At 64.4% G+C, this 14018-nt stretch carries 14 protein-coding genes; 6 read left to right on the top strand and 8 right to left on the bottom strand.

The features are described from left to right. Positions 1-46: 46 nt before the first annotated feature. Positions 47-247, bottom strand: coding sequence for a sulfur carrier protein ThiS (gene thiS / locus ABOC32_RS04590; protein ID WP_033692437.1), 201 nt, complete (start codon positions 245-247; stop codon positions 47-49). Positions 248-349: 102 nt separating this feature from the next. Then, the gene (locus ABOC32_RS04585) at positions 350-721 is read right to left on the bottom strand and encodes a DUF423 domain-containing protein (protein ID WP_086978606.1); all 372 of its coding nucleotides are present in this window, start codon (positions 719-721) and stop codon (positions 350-352) included. Positions 722-785: 64 nt separating this feature from the next. On the opposite strand from ABOC32_RS04585, the gene mtgA reads away from it, so the two are divergent. Next, positions 786-1496 carry a monofunctional biosynthetic peptidoglycan transglycosylase gene (gene mtgA / locus ABOC32_RS04580; RefSeq protein WP_234226520.1) on the top strand — a complete coding sequence of 237 codons (711 nt, stop codon included), beginning with the start codon at positions 786-788 and terminating at the stop codon, positions 1494-1496. A 191-nt stretch (positions 1497-1687) separates the two neighbouring features. Here mtgA and rpoH read toward each other — a convergent pair whose 3' ends face one another. From rpoH to ftsY, 4 genes are all read right to left on the bottom strand, one after another. Further along, positions 1688-2542: an RNA polymerase sigma factor RpoH gene (gene rpoH / locus ABOC32_RS04575; RefSeq protein ID WP_016502070.1), complete on the bottom strand. Its 855-nt coding sequence runs from the start codon at positions 2540-2542 to the stop codon at positions 1688-1690. Between the two features lie 111 nt (positions 2543-2653). Beyond that, complete coding sequence (gene ftsX, locus ABOC32_RS04570) at positions 2654-3679, bottom strand: permease-like cell division protein FtsX (protein WP_426810252.1); 1026 nt, start codon at positions 3677-3679, stop codon at positions 2654-2656. Continuing rightward, the gene (ftsE, locus tag ABOC32_RS04565; RefSeq protein WP_012274659.1) at positions 3676-4347 is read right to left on the bottom strand and encodes a cell division ATP-binding protein FtsE; all 672 of its coding nucleotides are present in this window, start codon (positions 4345-4347) and stop codon (positions 3676-3678) included. Before ftsE ends, ftsX begins: the two co-directional genes overlap by 4 nt. Positions 4348-4349: 2 nt before the next feature. Next, complete coding sequence (gene ftsY / locus ABOC32_RS04560) at positions 4350-6008, bottom strand: signal recognition particle-docking protein FtsY (RefSeq protein ID WP_426810251.1); 1659 nt, start codon at positions 6006-6008, stop codon at positions 4350-4352. 231 nt (positions 6009-6239) lie between these two features. Between ftsY and ABOC32_RS04555 the strand changes: the two genes are divergently transcribed. Genes ABOC32_RS04555 through ABOC32_RS04540 form a run of 4 tightly spaced genes read left to right on the top strand, consistent with a single transcriptional unit; the run spans position 6240 to position 10745 of the window. Beyond that, positions 6240-7595 (top strand): M16 family metallopeptidase, encoded by a 1356-nt coding sequence (locus tag ABOC32_RS04555; RefSeq protein ID WP_043204395.1) that lies wholly within the window; start codon positions 6240-6242, stop codon positions 7593-7595. Further along, complete coding sequence (locus ABOC32_RS04550) at positions 7588-9078, top strand: M16 family metallopeptidase (RefSeq protein WP_426810250.1); 1491 nt, start codon at positions 7588-7590, stop codon at positions 9076-9078. Before ABOC32_RS04555 ends, ABOC32_RS04550 begins: the two co-directional genes overlap by 8 nt. Then, positions 9078-9692 (top strand): 16S rRNA (guanine(966)-N(2))-methyltransferase RsmD, encoded by a 615-nt coding sequence (rsmD, locus tag ABOC32_RS04545; protein WP_426810249.1) that lies wholly within the window; start codon positions 9078-9080, stop codon positions 9690-9692. Before ABOC32_RS04550 ends, rsmD begins: the two co-directional genes overlap by 1 nt. Positions 9693-9752: 60 nt before the next feature. Beyond that, a complete protein-coding gene (locus tag ABOC32_RS04540) occupies positions 9753-10745 on the top strand; it encodes a hydrolase (RefSeq protein ID WP_426810248.1) in 993 nt (330 codons plus the stop codon). Between the two features lie 128 nt (positions 10746-10873). Here ABOC32_RS04540 and ABOC32_RS04535 read toward each other — a convergent pair whose 3' ends face one another. Then, positions 10874-11728 carry a sulfurtransferase gene (locus tag ABOC32_RS04535; protein WP_426810247.1) on the bottom strand — a complete coding sequence of 285 codons (855 nt, stop codon included), beginning with the start codon at positions 11726-11728 and terminating at the stop codon, positions 10874-10876. A 34-nt stretch (positions 11729-11762) separates the two neighbouring features. Continuing rightward, positions 11763-12428, bottom strand: coding sequence for a TetR/AcrR family transcriptional regulator (locus tag ABOC32_RS04530; protein ID WP_234226735.1), 666 nt, complete (start codon positions 12426-12428; stop codon positions 11763-11765). A 151-nt stretch (positions 12429-12579) separates the two neighbouring features. Between ABOC32_RS04530 and ABOC32_RS04525 the strand changes: the two genes are divergently transcribed. Continuing rightward, positions 12580-14010 carry a coniferyl aldehyde dehydrogenase gene (locus tag ABOC32_RS04525; protein WP_426810246.1) on the top strand — a complete coding sequence of 477 codons (1431 nt, stop codon included), beginning with the start codon at positions 12580-12582 and terminating at the stop codon, positions 14008-14010. The last annotated feature ends 8 nt before the right edge of the window (positions 14011-14018 follow it).

Below are 14018 nucleotides of genomic sequence, written 5' to 3'. Positions count from 1 at the left end.
CTCGGGAAAAGGTTGCTGGGCTTGCTTGTGAACCACCGGGTCGCTGTCAGCCGCCACCGATGGCGTGGACCACTTCGACCTGGTCGCCGTCGTTCAGCAGCGTGCTGTCGTGCTGGCTACGCGGCACGATATCCAGGTTCAGTTCCACTGCCACACGGCGCCCGGTCAGTTCCAGGCGTGTCAGCAGGGCTGCAACGCTTTCGCCAGCAGGCAGTTCGTAAGGTTCACCGTTCAGTTGAATGCGCATGCGCACGGCCACCATTGTTCTTTGGGGCCCGCATTCTAGCGCCGAACCCACCTGCAACCCAAGGCCGGTGCACGCCATTAGTCGCGATTGTGGACCACTCGGTCAGCCCAGCCGCCAGGCTGCCAGGCCCAGGCACAGCCAGCCGGCCAGGAAGCACAGGCCGCCAATCGGCGTGATGATGCCCAGCTTGCCCAGGCCGCTGAGGGTCAGCAGGTACAGGCTGCCGGAGAACAGCACGATGCCTACGGCAAACAGGCCGCCAGCCCAGCCGACCAGGCGCCCGGGCAGGTGCGCCGAGAGCACGGCGACGCCGAAGATCGCCAGGGCATGCACCAGTTGGTAGGTCACGCCCGTGTGGAAGATCGCCAGGTAGTCTGCCGTCAGCCGGCTTTTCAGGCCGTGGGCGGCAAAGGCACCCAGGGCGACCCCGGTAAAGCCGAAAAAGGCGGCAAGCATCAGGAAGCTGCGAAGCATGGGACGACTCCTTGTATCGGGTCTGTATAATGGCCCCTTCCACCCGTACGGCCAAGCCATCGCCATGCTGCCAACTCTTCTGCGCCGCCTTTCCCGTGCCCTGCTATGGTTCGCTGCCGGCAGCATTGTGCTGGTACTGGTGTTCCGCTGGGTGCCACCGCCCGGCACGGCCTTGATGGTCGAGCGCAAGGTGCAGTCCTGGGTGAATGGCGAACCAATCGACCTGCAACGCGACTGGGAGCCGTGGGAGAACATCTCCGATGAGCTGAAGGTTGCCGTCATCGCCGGCGAGGACCAGAAGTTCGCCAGCCACTGGGGGTTCGACATCCCGGCTATCCAGGCGGCGCTGGCCTACAACGAGCGCGGCGGCAATGTTCGCGGTGCCAGCACCCTGACCCAGCAAGTGGCCAAGAACCTGTTCCTGTGGTCCGGGCGCAGCTGGTTCCGTAAAGGGTTGGAGGCCTGGTTTACCGCGCTGATAGAGCTGTTCTGGTCCAAGGAGCGGATTCTTGAGGTTTACCTGAACAGCGCCGAATGGGGCAAAGGCGTATTTGGCGCCCAGGCGGCAGCGCGCTATCACTTTGGCGTTGATGCCAGCCGGCTCAGCCGCCAGCAGGCGGCGCAGCTGGCAGCGGTGCTGCCTAGCCCCATCAAGTGGAGCGCCAGCCGACCGAGTGCCTATGTGGCTAGCCGGGCGGGATGGATTCGCCGGCAGATGAGCCAGTTGGGCGGGCCCAGCTACCTGATGCAGCTCGATACTTCGCGCAAACTTTGAATGTGTTGCTGGTTTTTCTGGCCTCTTCGCAGCACAAGGCTGCTCCTACAGGTACAGCGCTTGCCTTCAAAGCTTGCGCTGTACCTCTGTAGGAGCAGCCTTGCGCTGCGAAGAGGCCGGTACTGCAAACGCAAATAAAAAAGCCGCTCACCCCATCAGGGCAAGCGGCTTTTCAATGCAGGCAGGCTCGATCAGATCGCGATCAGTGCCTTGACCTTGTTCATCGCATTCTTCTCCAGCTGGCGAATCCGCTCAGCCGATACGCTGTACTTGTCTGCCAGCTCATGCAGCGTGGCCTTCTCTTCCGCCAACCAGCGCTGGTAGAGAATATCGCGGCTACGCTCGTCCAGCCCTTGCAGCGCTTCGTGAAGGTTGCTGGTGGAGTTATCGCTCCAGTCGGCATCCTCCAGCTGCACCGCCGGGTCGTAACGGTGGTCTTCCAGGTAATGCGCAGGCGACTGGAAGGCGCTGTCGTCGTCAGCTTCCGCTGCCGGGTCGAAGGCCATGTCCTGGCCACTCAGGCGGCTTTCCATCTCACGCACTTCACGTGGCTCGACGCCAAGGCTTTCTGCCACGCGATGCACTTCATCGTTGTTCAACCACGCCAGGCGCTTCTTCTGGCTACGCAGGTTGAAGAACAGCTTGCGCTGGGCCTTGGTGGTGGCCACCTTGACGATGCGCCAGTTGCGCAGGATGAACTCGTGGATCTCTGCCTTGATCCAGTGCACGGCGAACGACACCAGGCGCACGCCCATTTCCGGGTTGAAGCGCTTGACGGCTTTCATCAGCCCGACGTTGCCTTCCTGGATCAGGTCAGCCTGAGCCAGCCCGTAGCCTGCATAGCTACGGGCGATGTGTACGACGAAACGCAGGTGGGCCATCACCATTTGACGAGCGGCCTCGACATCCTGCTCATAATAGAGACGCTCGCCCAGATCACGCTCCTGCTCGACCGTCAGCAGCGGGATGCTGTTGACCGTGTGCACATAGGCTTCCAGGTTTGCACCGGGTACCAGGGCATATGCAGGTTGCAACGATGTGGTCATTCAAGAACCTCCGACTTACAAAACTCGCGCCTTGTGGGCGCTGCCAACATTGACCTGGAACGACGGTACAAGTTCCGTAGTGAAGAAAATGTCAATGCTGGCACGTAAAAACTATCGCGGCGCCAGCTCGTTCAGATGACGAGCGACGGCAATCCATGCACCGATATACCCCAACAGCACCGCTCCGATCAAGAGCGACAGACCATCGGACGCCGGCACCCCGCCCAGGGCGAAGTCACTGCCGTACAGCCCGGAAAGCCCTACAACCGCGTCGTTGAGCCAGTTCAGGCCAAACGCCAGGATACCCCACGCCAGCAGCCCCGCACCCAGGCCATACAAGGCGCCCATGTACAGGAAAGGCCGGCGTACGTAGGCGTCTGTGCCACCTACCAGCTTGATCACTTCGATCTCGACGCGGCGGTTTTCAATATGTAGACGAATTGTGTTACCGATTACTAACAGCAGGGCAGAAATCAGCATCACGGCCAGGCCGAAGACAAAGCGGTCACCCAGTTTGAGGATGGCCGCGAGGCGCTCGACCCACACCAGGTCCAGTTGCGCCACTTCCACCCGTGGCAGCTCCGACAGGCGCTGACGCAAAGCATCCAAAGCCGGTTTGTCGACTTCGGTCGGGGTTACCACCACCACGCCGGGCAGCGGGTTGTCGGGCAGCTCGCGCAAAGCCTCGCCCAAGCCTGACTGCTGCTGGAATTCTTCCAGCGCCTGCTCGCGACTGACAAATTGCGCGTCCGACACCCCAGGCATGCCCTTGATCTCGTCGCGCAGGGCCTCACCATCGCGGCTGCCGGCATCGAGCTTGAGGTACAGCGAAATCTGGGCAGCACGCTGCCACGAGCCGCCAAGCTGCTCGACGTTCTTCAGCAGCAATGACAAGCCCATGGGCATGCTCAGCGCCACCGCCATCACCAGGCAGGTGAAAAAGCTGCCGATCGGCTGCTTGCCCAGGCGACGCAGGCTGTCGGCCATGCTGGCACGGTGGCTTTCCAGCCAGGCATGCAGCAGTGTGCGGAAATCCGGGCCGTCATCGTCCTCGCCGCGCTTTTTCTTCTCCGGTTGCGGGTCGGCCGGCTTTGGCGCAACCCGTTCGGAAACCTTCGGCGTACGTATAGTGCTCATTGCCCGGCCTCCCCATCGCCGATCAAGCGGCCGCGCTGCAAGGTCAGCATACGGTGGCGCATGCGCGCAATCAGTGCCAGGTCGTGGCTGGCGATCAATACCGTGGTGCCCAGGCGGTTGATGTCCTCGAACACCCCCATGATCTCTGCGGCCAGGCGCGGGTCGAGGTTACCGGTGGGTTCGTCGGCCAGCAGCAGGGCCGGCTGGTGCACGATGGCGCGGGCGATACCCACCCGCTGCTGCTGCCCGGTGGACAGGTCGGCCGGGAACAGTTCGCCCTTGTCGGACAGCGACACACGCTCCAGCGCCGAATCCACACGCTTGGCGATCTCGGCCTTGGACAAGCCGAGAATCTGCAGTGGCAAGGCGATGTTGTTGAACACGGTACGGTCGAACAACAGCTGGTGGTTCTGGAACACCACGCCGATCTGGCGACGCAGGAACGGGATCTGCGCATTGCTGATCTGGCCCAGGTCCTGCCCGGCCAGCATGAGCTTGCCGCTGGTCGGGCGTTCCATGGCCAGCAGCAGGCGCAGCAAGGTGCTCTTGCCCGCGCCCGAATGGCCGGTGACGAACAGGAATTCGCCCCGGCGCGCCCGAAAACTCAGCTCATGCAAACCCACATGACCATTGGGATAGCGCTTGGCAACCTGTTCGAATCGGATCATGGTCAGTCTCGCTCGGCGAACAGAGCCTTGACGAACGGCTCGGCTTCGAAGGTACGCAGGTCGTCGATGCCTTCACCCACACCGATGAAGCGGATCGGGATGTTGAACTGCTTGGCCAAGGCGAAGATCACCCCGCCTTTGGCGGTGCCGTCCAGCTTGGTCAGGGCCAGGCCGGTCAGTTCGACGCTCTGGTTGAAGTACTTGGCCTGGCTGATGGCGTTCTGGCCGGTGCCGGCATCGAGAACCAGCAGCACCTCGTGTGGCGCATCGGCGTCGAGCTTGCCGATCACCCGGCGGACCTTCTTCAGCTCTTCCATCAGGTTGTCTTTGGTGTGCAGACGACCGGCAGTGTCGGCGATCAGCACGTCGGCGCCACGGGCCTTGGCGGCCTGCACGGCGTCGAAGATCACCGACGCAGAGTCGGCGCCGGTGTGCTGGGCGATCACCGGAATCTGGTTACGCTCGCCCCACACCTGCAACTGCTCGACCGCTGCGGCACGGAAGGTGTCACCGGCAGCCAGCATGACTTTCTTGCCTTCCAACTGCAGCTTCTTGGCCAGCTTGCCGATGGTGGTGGTCTTGCCGGCGCCGTTCACGCCAACCACCAGGATCACATAGGGCTTGCTCTGCGCCTGCACTTTCAGCGGCTGCTCGACCGGGCGCAGCAGCGCGGCCAATTCTTCCTGCAGCGACTTGTAAAGCGCGTCGGCGTCGGCCAGCTGCTTGCGTGCGACTTTCTGGGTCAGGTTCTGGACGATGGCCGAGGTGGCTTCCACACCGACGTCGGCGGTCAACAGGCGCGTCTCGATTTCGTCGAGCAGGTCGTCGTCGATGACCTTCTTGCCGAGGAACAGGCTGGCCATGCCCTCGCCGATACTGGCGCTGGTCTTGGACAGGCCCTGCTTGAGGCGGGCGAAGAAGCCCGGCTTGGCTTGTTCGGTAACGGTTGCGACGGCTGCGGGCGCTGGCTCGGGTTCTGGCTGCGCAGGTTCTGCCACCTGACGCTCGGGGATCGCTGGCGGGGCTTTTGGCTCCAGGTCAGGGACGAGAGCGACAGGCTCCTCGGCAACCGGCAGGACCAGGTTGCTGACAGGGGGTTCGACGGCTTGAATGACCGGGGCTGCTACTGGCGCAGGGGTTTCGACCTGCGGAGCGGCAGGCTGCGCATTCGCGGGCACGCCCGCTCCCACAGGGACCGGGGCAGGTTGAAGGGTCGGGGCAACCTCTGGAGCGGGTGCAGGCTCAAGGACCGGAGCAGCAACTGGAGCGGGTGCAGGCTCAGGGGCCGGGGTAACCACTGGGGTGGGCACAGGCTCAGGGGCCGGTGTAACCACTGGGGCGGGCGCAGGCTCGAAGACCGGGGCGGCCACAGGGGTGGGCGTTGGCTCAAGGACCGGGGCAACCACTGGGGCAGCTGCCTGCTCGGCGGCCCGAGGCGCCTCAGTTGCAGGTGCGGGGGTTTGTGCAACCGCCGGCTCGACCGGAGCAGCTTCAGGGTGCTCGACGGCGGGCTGCGGTGCTACAGGCTCTGCAGCCTGGGGTTCGGGGGCTTGTGGCTGTTCGGCGACAGGTTGCTGCGGCTTCTTTCGAAACCAGCTGAACAGGCCTTTCTTCTCGCCAGCCTCGGCCGGCGCTTTCTTGTCGTCGTTGGAACCAAACATGGAGGACGGCTATCTCAGGGTAGCGATGAGCCAGCAATGGCACATCGGGAATTCTCTCTACGCAGAACAGACTATCTTGAAGCCTGCTGGTTCATGCGCAACGTTTTGTCTTAGTGTCCTGCGGGCCAGAACGGCGACAGGCATGGTCGCCAGGCAACCGGATCAGTATCCTAGCACCTCCTGGCCCGCCGACGCTAAACCCAGCGGGCCGCCGAACAGGTTAAACACCTTATGAATGCTCTAGCCCGCCGCGCCGCTGGCCTGTTGCTCGGCACGCTCTGCCTGCCGCTCGCGGCCTTCGCCGCCGATGTGCAACCCACCCACGAATTCATCCTCGACAATGGCCTGAAGGTGGTCGTGCGCGAAGACCATCGCGCGCCGGTGGTGGTCTCGCAGATCTGGTACAAGGTCGGCTCCAGCTACGAAACCCCGGGCCAGACCGGCTTGTCCCATGCGCTGGAACACATGATGTTCAAGGGCAGTGCCAAAGTCGGCCCCGGCGAAGCTTCGCGCATCCTGCGTGACCTGGGCGCCGAAGAAAACGCCTTCACCAGCGATGACTACACCGCCTATTACCAGGTGCTGGCCCGCGACCGCCTGCCGGTCGCCCTGGAACTGGAGGCCGACCGCCTGGCCAGCCTGCGCCTGCCGGCCGACGAGTTCAGCCGCGAAATCGAGGTAATCAAGGAAGAACGCCGCCTGCGCACCGACGATCAGCCCAATTCCAAGGCGTTCGAGCTGTTCCGCGCCATGGCCTACCCGGCCAGCGGCTACCACACGCCGACCATCGGCTGGATGGCGGACCTGGAGCGCATGAAGGTCGAAGAACTGCGCCACTGGTACGAATCCTGGTACGCCCCCAACAATGCCACCCTGGTAGTGGTTGGCGACGTCACCGCCGACGAGGTCAAGGGCCTGGCGCAGAAGTACTTCGGCAGCATTCCCAAGCGCGCCGTACCGCCGGCCAAGCTGCCACTTGAGCTGGCCGAGCCTGGCCAGCGCCAGCTGACCCTGCACGTACGCACCCAGTTGCCCAGCCTGATCTATGGTTTCAACGTACCCGGCCTGCCCACCGCCAAGGACCCGCGCACCGTGCATGCCCTGCGCCTGATCTCGGCACTGCTCGACGGCGGCTACAGCGCCCGCATGCCGGCACGCCTGGAGCGTGGCCAGGAGCTGGTGGCCGGCGCTTCGTCCAGCTACAACGCCTTCACCCGCGGCGACAGCCTGTTCCTGATCTCGGCCACGCCGAACGTGCAGAAGCAGAAAACCCTCGCCGATGTCGAGAAAGGCATCTGGCAGTTGCTTGAAGAACTCAAGACCACCCCGCCCAGCAGCGATGAGCTGGAGCGCGTACGCGCCCAGGTCATTGCCGGCCTGGTCTACGACCGAGACTCCATCAGCAGCCAGGCCACCACCATCGGCCAACTGGAAACCGTCGGCCTGTCCTGGAAGCTGATCGACAGCGAGCTGGACGAGCTCAAGCGCGTCACCCCGCAGGACATCCAGGACGCCGCGCGCACCTATTTCACCCGCGAACGCCTGAGCGTTGCCCATGTACTGCCCGAGGAGTCCGCTCATGAGTGATCGTCGCGCACCGCGCCCAACCCTGCTGGCCACGGGCATCCGTGCCCTCGCGCTGGCGGCAGTGCTGGCCGCACCGGCCATGGCCGACAACGCCGCCAAGGCAGACACCAGCGCCGCCCGCCCGGCCAACACCTTGCAGTCGCTGGCCGAGCTGGATGGCAAGGCACCCAGCCGGCGTCAGCTGAACATCCAGCACTGGAACACCGCTGAAGGCGCCCGGGTGCTGTTCGTGGAAGCCCGCGAACTGCCGATGTTCGACCTGCGCGTCACCTTTGCCGCCGGCAGCAGCCAGGACGCCGGAACCCCCGGCGTAGCGGCGCTGACCAACGCCATGCTCAACGAGGGTGTGGCCGGCAAGGATGTCACCGCCATCGCCGAAGGCTTCGAAGGCCTGGGCGCAGACTTTGGCAACGGCTCCTACCGCGACATGGCCGTGACGTCGCTGCGCAGCCTCAGCATCAAGGACAAGCGCGAACCTGCGCTCAAGCTGTTCACCGAAGTGGCCGGCAAGCCGACCTTCCCCGAGGACGCCCTCAAGCGCATCAAGAACCAGATGCTGGCCGGCTTCGAATACGAGAAGCAGAACCCCGGCAAGATCGCGGGCAAGGCGCTGTTCGGCAACCTCTACGGTGACCATCCCTACGCCCACCCCAGCGACGGCACCGCAGAAAGCATCAACGGCATCACCCTGGCGCAGCTGCGCGCCTTCCATGCCAAGGCCTACACGGCCGGCAACGCGGTCATCGCCCTGGTCGGCGACCTCAGCCGCAGCGAAGCCGAAGCCATCGCCGCCCAGGTGTCCGCCGGCCTGCCCAAAGGCCCGGCGCTGGCCGCACCGGCCCAACCCGCTGAAGCCAAGGCGGGCCTGACACACATCGACTTCCCGTCCAAGCAGACCCATCTGATGCTGGCCGAACTGGGTATCGACCGCCAGGACCCGGACTGGCCAGCCTTGTCGCTGGGCAACCAGATCCTCGGTGGTGGTGCCTTTGGTACCCGGCTGATGAGCGAAGTGCGTGAAAAGCGTGGCCTGACCTACGGCGTGTATTCGGTGTTCAGCCCCATGCAGGTGCGTGGCCCGTTCATGATCAACCTGCAGACCCGCGCCGAACTCAGTGAAGGCACGCTCAAGCTGGTGCAGGGCATTCTTGCCGACTACCTCAAGACCGGCCCCACCCAGCAAGAGCTGGACGATGCCAAGCGCGAACTGGCCGGCAGCTTCCCGCTGTCCAATGCCAGCAACGCCAGCATCGTCGGCCAGTTGGGCGCAATCGGCTTCTACAACCTGCCGCTGACCTGGCTGGAGGACTTCATGCAGCAGTCCCAGGCCCTCAGCGTCGAGCAGGTCAAGGCGGCCATGAACAAACACCTGTCAGCCGATAAACTGGTGATTGTCACCGTTGGCCCGAAAGTGCCACAAAAACCGCTGCCAGCACCTACTGACAAGCCCTCCGAGCAAGCGCTCGGGGTACCGGAGCACTAATGCCAAGATCCACCCCTCCCGCCCGCCCGCAATCGGGCCAAAGCAAGGGCCAGGGCCACCTGCGCATCATCGCCGGCGAGTGGCGCAGCCGCCGCCTGGCCGTGCCGGAAGGCGAAGGCTTGCGGCCAACGCCTGACCGCGTGCGCGAAACCGTATTCAACTGGCTGGCGCCGCACATCGAGGGCGCCCGCGTTCTCGATGCCTTCACCGGCAGTGGGGCCCTGGTACTCGAAGCCCTGTCTCGCGGCGCCAAGGATGCCGTGGCACTGGACAGCAACCCGGCGGCGATCAGCAACCTGAAGAACAACCTCGAGATCCTGCGTTGCCCGCGTGGGCAAATCCTGCAAACCGACGCCCTGCGCTACCTGCAAGGCCCGGCCAAGCAGCAGTTCGACGTGGTGTTCCTCGACCCTCCGTTCCACAAGGACCTGCTGGCCAACACCTGCAACCTGCTGGAGCAGAACCAGTGGCTGGGCGAACGGGCGCTGATCTACACCGAAAGCGAAGCGGCGCCGTCGACACTGCCGATGCCCGGCAACTGGCGCCTGCACCGCGAGAAGAAAACCGGCCAGGTGCATTACGCGCTCTGGCAAAGGGCCACAACCGACCAATAGCGCAGGTACGGTGGCGCTTTTTCATGGCACTCTAGGCAGGCACATCACGAGTCGCCCAGCATGCCCAGCCTCAACGCCACCTTCCGTCCGGCCATCGGCCTGTCCAACCCCCACCTGCAAACGCTGTGGGGGCCGCTGTGGCGCAAACTGCCAGACCTGCAGCGCGACCGCGAGCGGCTCTGGCTGGCCGACGGCGACTTCATCGACCTCGACTGGCATGGCCCGCATCAGGCCCATGCGCCGTTGGTACTGGTGCTGCACGGGCTGACCGGCTCGTCCCACTCGCCCTACGTCAAAGGGTTGCAGCAAGCGCTGCAAACCCGCGGCTGGGCCAGTGTGGCGGTGAACTGGCGCGGATGCTCGGGGGAGCCGAACCTGTTGCCGCGCAGTTACCATTCCGGTGCCAGCGAAGACCTGGCCGAAATCGTCAGCCACCTGCGTGCCCAGCGCCCATTGGCGCCGCTGTATGCGGTGGGTTACTCGCTGGGTGGCAATGTGCTGTTGAAATACCTGGGCGAGAGCGGCGTCGCCAGCCAGCTGGAGGCGGCAGTTGCGGTGTCGGTGCCCTTTCGCCTGGACCATTGTGCCGACCGCATCGGCCAGGGCTTTTCCAAGGTGTACCAGGCGCACTTCATGCGCGAGATGCTGGCGTATGTTCAGCTCAAGCAGCGGCACTTCCACGAGCAGGGCCAGCATGAACGGCTGGCGACGCTGGAGCGCCTGGGGCAACTGACCAACTTGCGCACGTTCTGGGACTTCGACGGCAAAGTCACGGCACCGCTCAACGGCTTTCGCGATGTGCACGACTACTATCGCCGCTCATCGAGCCACTATTTCCTGGGCCAGAACCGCACACCGACGCTGATCATCCATTCCAGCGATGACCCCTTCGTGGCCGGCCAGAGCCTGCCTACGGCCCGTGAACTGGCACCACAGACCCGTTTCGAACTGCACCGCCGCGGTGGCCATGTGGGGTTTGTCGATGGCAGCCTGCGCAACCCGGGGTATTATCTGGAGCGGCGGATTCCGCAGTGGCTGGTAGAGGGCCAATGAGAACTGCCGTTTTCATTGGCAGTACCGGCCTCATCGCCGGCAAGCCAGCTCCCACAGGTAGGGCACAGGCCTGATGAGCAGTGAAGTACCTGTGGGAGCTGGCTTGCCGGCGATGAGGCCAGGCCTGATTACTCGCCGGTGGCCACACCATGCTGCGGGTTGTTGATCCACTCGCTCCACGAGCCGGCATACAGCTTGCCCAGCGGGTACCCCGCCAGCGCCATGGCAAACAGGTTATGGCAAGCCGTCACCCCAGACCCGCAGTAAGACACCAGCTGCTCCGGCGCCCGCCCGGCCAGTTTTTCGGCAAAGCGCTGCTTGAGTTGATCCACAGGCAAGAAGCGCCCATCAGCCCCCAGGTTGTCGGTAAACGCCGCGCACTGTGCGCCGGGAATATGCCCCGCCACCGGGTCGATCGGCTCCACCTCACCGCGAAAACGCGGCAAGGCACGCGCATCGATCAAGGTCAGGTCTGTGCTGCCCAGGCGCTTGCCCAGGTGGTCGGCATCGATCAGCAGCTTTGCATCCGGCTCACCACTGAAGGTGCCTTCGCGTTTGGACGGTGAGTCCAGGCTCAACGGCAGGTGCGCCGCATGCCAGGCCTTCAGGCCACCATCGAGGATCGCCACGCCGTCGCGCTTGCCCAGCCAGGCCAGCAGCCACCAGGCCCGGGCGGCAAAGGCGCCGGGGCCATCATCGTACAGCACCACCTCGCTGTCATTGTCCAGGCCCCACTCGCGCAGGCGCTCGACCAGCCGGTGCGCATCGGGCAGCGGATGGCGCCCGGTGCGCCCCTTGCTCACCGGCCCGCTGAGGTCGCGGTCCAGGTCGGCAAAATGCGCCCCGGCAATATGCCCCTGGGCATAGCTGCGTTGGCCGTAGTCCACATCCTCGAGGGCAAAGCGACAGTCGAGGATCACCAACTTGGGCGAGTCCAGACGCTCGGCCAACTGCTGCGGGGTGATCAATTGCGCAAGGGGCATGACAATCTCCTGATCGATGGCACTACGCTCTGGGTCAATGTTCCAGAGCTTGGTTGAACGGTACATGGAATTCCTGGCACAGGGCGTCCACAGCACTGCGCGCACGGTCGGTGACGTAGCCGAGCTCCAGCACCAGTACCTGGTAGACGCCCCTCTTGAAGGCTTCTTCACCCAGATGCGCGGAATGTTCACGCGTGGTGCTGAGAAAACGGACCCAGGACGTCAGCACGATCCAGGCATTGATGGTCAGCGATTCGATCTGCGCCGGCGCCATGGCCAGGATGCCCGCCTCGACAAAGCCGCGGTAGATCGCCTGGCCCTGGCGCAGGCAGCGCTCGGAAAAACGCCGGTAACGGGCGGCCAGCTCCGCGTCGCTGTCCAGCAGGTGCTCCAGGTCGCGGTGCAGGAAGCGGTAGTTCCACATCGCCGCCAGCAAGGCCTTGAGGTAGAAGCGCTTGTCCTCCACGGTTGCCTGGCGGCCTTGCGGCGGGCGCAGGAAGCTGTCTACCAGCTCTTCATACTGGCTGAACAACAGGGCAATGATCGCCTGCTTGTTGGGGAAGTGGTAATACAGGTTGCCGGGCGAGATTTCCATGTGCGCGGCAATGTGGTTGGTACTGACGCTGCGTTCGCCCTGCTCGTTGAACAGCTCCAGGCTGTTCTGCACGATGCGCTCTCGGGTCTTCATGCGCGGGGCCATGCTCAGCTCCCAGTCTGCGGGCTTTCATCAAAGGGTCATCTTACGGCGTATTACAGGTGGAATGCACCGTTCGGCGGTGCGGAAAAATTCGCACCATCGTCCCGATTAGAGTATAGGCTCTAGACATTTCCTGCCCGGATCAAACGCCGCCATGAACGCGCCCAGTGCCTTGACCCCTGTGCAATCCGACCTCGACCTTGCGGCGATGTTCGCTGCTCAGCGCCAGGCCTTTGCCGGCAACCCCCTGCCACCGGCCGCCCAGCGGCTGCAATGGCTGAGAAGCCTGCGCGAAGCCTTGCTGGCCCACCAGCCTGGGTTGATCGAAGCCATCAGCGAGGATTTTTCCGGGCGTAGCGCCGACGAGACTTTGTTGGCCGAGCTGCTGCCCTCGATACAGGGCTTGCGCCACGCCGAAAGGCACCTGCATCGCTGGATGCGCGCCAGCCGACGACGGGTCGGCCTGGCCTTCCAGCCTGCCAGCGCGCAGGTGCGTTATCAGCCGCTGGGGGTGGTCGGCATCATCGTGCCGTGGAACTACCCGCTGTTCCTCGCCATCGGCCCGCTGACCTGCGCCTTGGCCGCCGGCAACCGGGTCATGCTCAAGCTCAGCGAAGCCACGCCCGCCAGCGCCCAGGCCTTGAAACAACTGCTGGAGCAGGTGTTTCCCACCGACCTGGTCAGCGTGGTGCTGGGCGAGGTCGAGGTGGGCCAGGCCTTCGCCCGCTTGCCCTTTGACCACCTGCTGTTCACCGGCGCCACCAGCGTGGGCCGGCAGGTGATGCTGGCGGCGGCGCAGAACCTGACCCCGGTCACCCTGGAGCTGGGCGGCAAGTCACCGGCTATCGTGTCGGCCGACGTACCGCTGGACAGTGCCGCCGAGCGCATCGCCTTTGGCAAGACGCTCAACGCCGGGCAGACCTGCGTCGCCCCCGACTATGTGCTGGTGCCGCGCGAACGGCTGTCGGCCTTCAGCGACGCCTACCAGCGCGCCGTGCGCCGCCTGTACCCGCGCATCGCCGACAACCCCGACTACACCGCCATCATCAACCCCCGTCAGTTGCAGCGCTTGCAGCACCTGCTGGACGATGCCCACGGCAAAGGTGCGCAGGTGCTTGACCTGTACCCCGGCGAAACCCGCCAGGGCCGGCGCCTGCCACCGCACCTGCTGCTGGACGTGAACGACAGCATGCAGGTGATGCAGGACGAAATCTTCGGCCCGCTGCTGCCGCTGGTACCCTACGACAGCCTCGACCAGGCGCTGGCCTACATCAACCAGCGCCCACGCCCGCTGGCGCTGTACTACTTCGGTTATGACCGGGCCGGCCAGGAGCATGTGCTGCGCCACACCCACTCCGGCGGGGTATGCCTGAACGACACCCTGTTGCATGTAGCCCAGGACGACCTGCCCTTCGGCGGCATCGGCCCTTCGGGCATGGGCCACTACCATGGCCACGACGGCTTCCTGACCTTCAGCAAGGCCAAGGCCGTACTCGCCAAGCAACGCTTCAACGCCGCACGGCTGATCTACCCGCCTTATGGCAAAGCCTTGCAGCGCCTGGTCTACAAGCTGTTCATCCGCTGAGCGCCGGC

Origin of the sequence: Pseudomonas sp. WOUb67 (genome assembly GCF_050058005.1) — a bacterium.
In the GTDB taxonomy this organism is placed as follows: Bacteria; Pseudomonadota; Gammaproteobacteria; order Pseudomonadales; family Pseudomonadaceae; genus Aquipseudomonas; species Aquipseudomonas putida_R.
The sequence above is the reverse complement of the archived record's forward strand: the minus strand, read 5'-3'. Positions and strand labels throughout refer to the sequence as shown.

Excerpts from the sequence above, each read along its gene's own strand:
- ABOC32_RS04585 (WP_086978606.1), bottom strand. The coding sequence starts at position 721 with ATGCTTCGCAGCTTCCTGATGCTTGCCGCCTTTTTCGGCTTTACCGGG.
- mtgA (WP_234226520.1), top strand. The coding sequence starts at position 786 with ATGCTGCCAACTCTTCTGCGCCGCCTTTCCCGTGCCCTGCTATGGTTC.
- ftsY (WP_426810251.1), bottom strand. The coding sequence starts at position 6,008 with ATGTTTGGTTCCAACGACGACAAGAAAGCGCCGGCCGAGGCTGGCGAG.
- ABOC32_RS04530 (WP_234226735.1), bottom strand. The coding sequence starts at position 12,428 with ATGGCCCCGCGCATGAAGACCCGAGAGCGCATCGTGCAGAACAGCCTG.
- thiS (WP_033692437.1), bottom strand. The coding sequence starts at position 247 with ATGCGCATTCAACTGAACGGTGAACCTTACGAACTGCCTGCTGGCGAA.
- ABOC32_RS04525 (WP_426810246.1), top strand. The coding sequence starts at position 12,580 with ATGAACGCGCCCAGTGCCTTGACCCCTGTGCAATCCGACCTCGACCTT.
- rpoH (WP_016502070.1), bottom strand. The coding sequence starts at position 2,542 with ATGACCACATCGTTGCAACCTGCATATGCCCTGGTACCCGGTGCAAAC.
- ABOC32_RS04550 (WP_426810250.1), top strand. The coding sequence starts at position 7,588 with ATGAGTGATCGTCGCGCACCGCGCCCAACCCTGCTGGCCACGGGCATC.
- ftsX (WP_426810252.1), bottom strand. The coding sequence starts at position 3,679 with ATGAGCACTATACGTACGCCGAAGGTTTCCGAACGGGTTGCGCCAAAG.
- ABOC32_RS04555 (WP_043204395.1), top strand. The coding sequence starts at position 6,240 with ATGAATGCTCTAGCCCGCCGCGCCGCTGGCCTGTTGCTCGGCACGCTC.
- ABOC32_RS04540 (WP_426810248.1), top strand. The coding sequence starts at position 9,753 with ATGCCCAGCCTCAACGCCACCTTCCGTCCGGCCATCGGCCTGTCCAAC.
- rsmD (WP_426810249.1), top strand. The coding sequence starts at position 9,078 with ATGCCAAGATCCACCCCTCCCGCCCGCCCGCAATCGGGCCAAAGCAAG.
- ABOC32_RS04535 (WP_426810247.1), bottom strand. The coding sequence starts at position 11,728 with ATGCCCCTTGCGCAATTGATCACCCCGCAGCAGTTGGCCGAGCGTCTG.
- ftsE (WP_012274659.1), bottom strand. The coding sequence starts at position 4,347 with ATGATCCGATTCGAACAGGTTGCCAAGCGCTATCCCAATGGTCATGTG.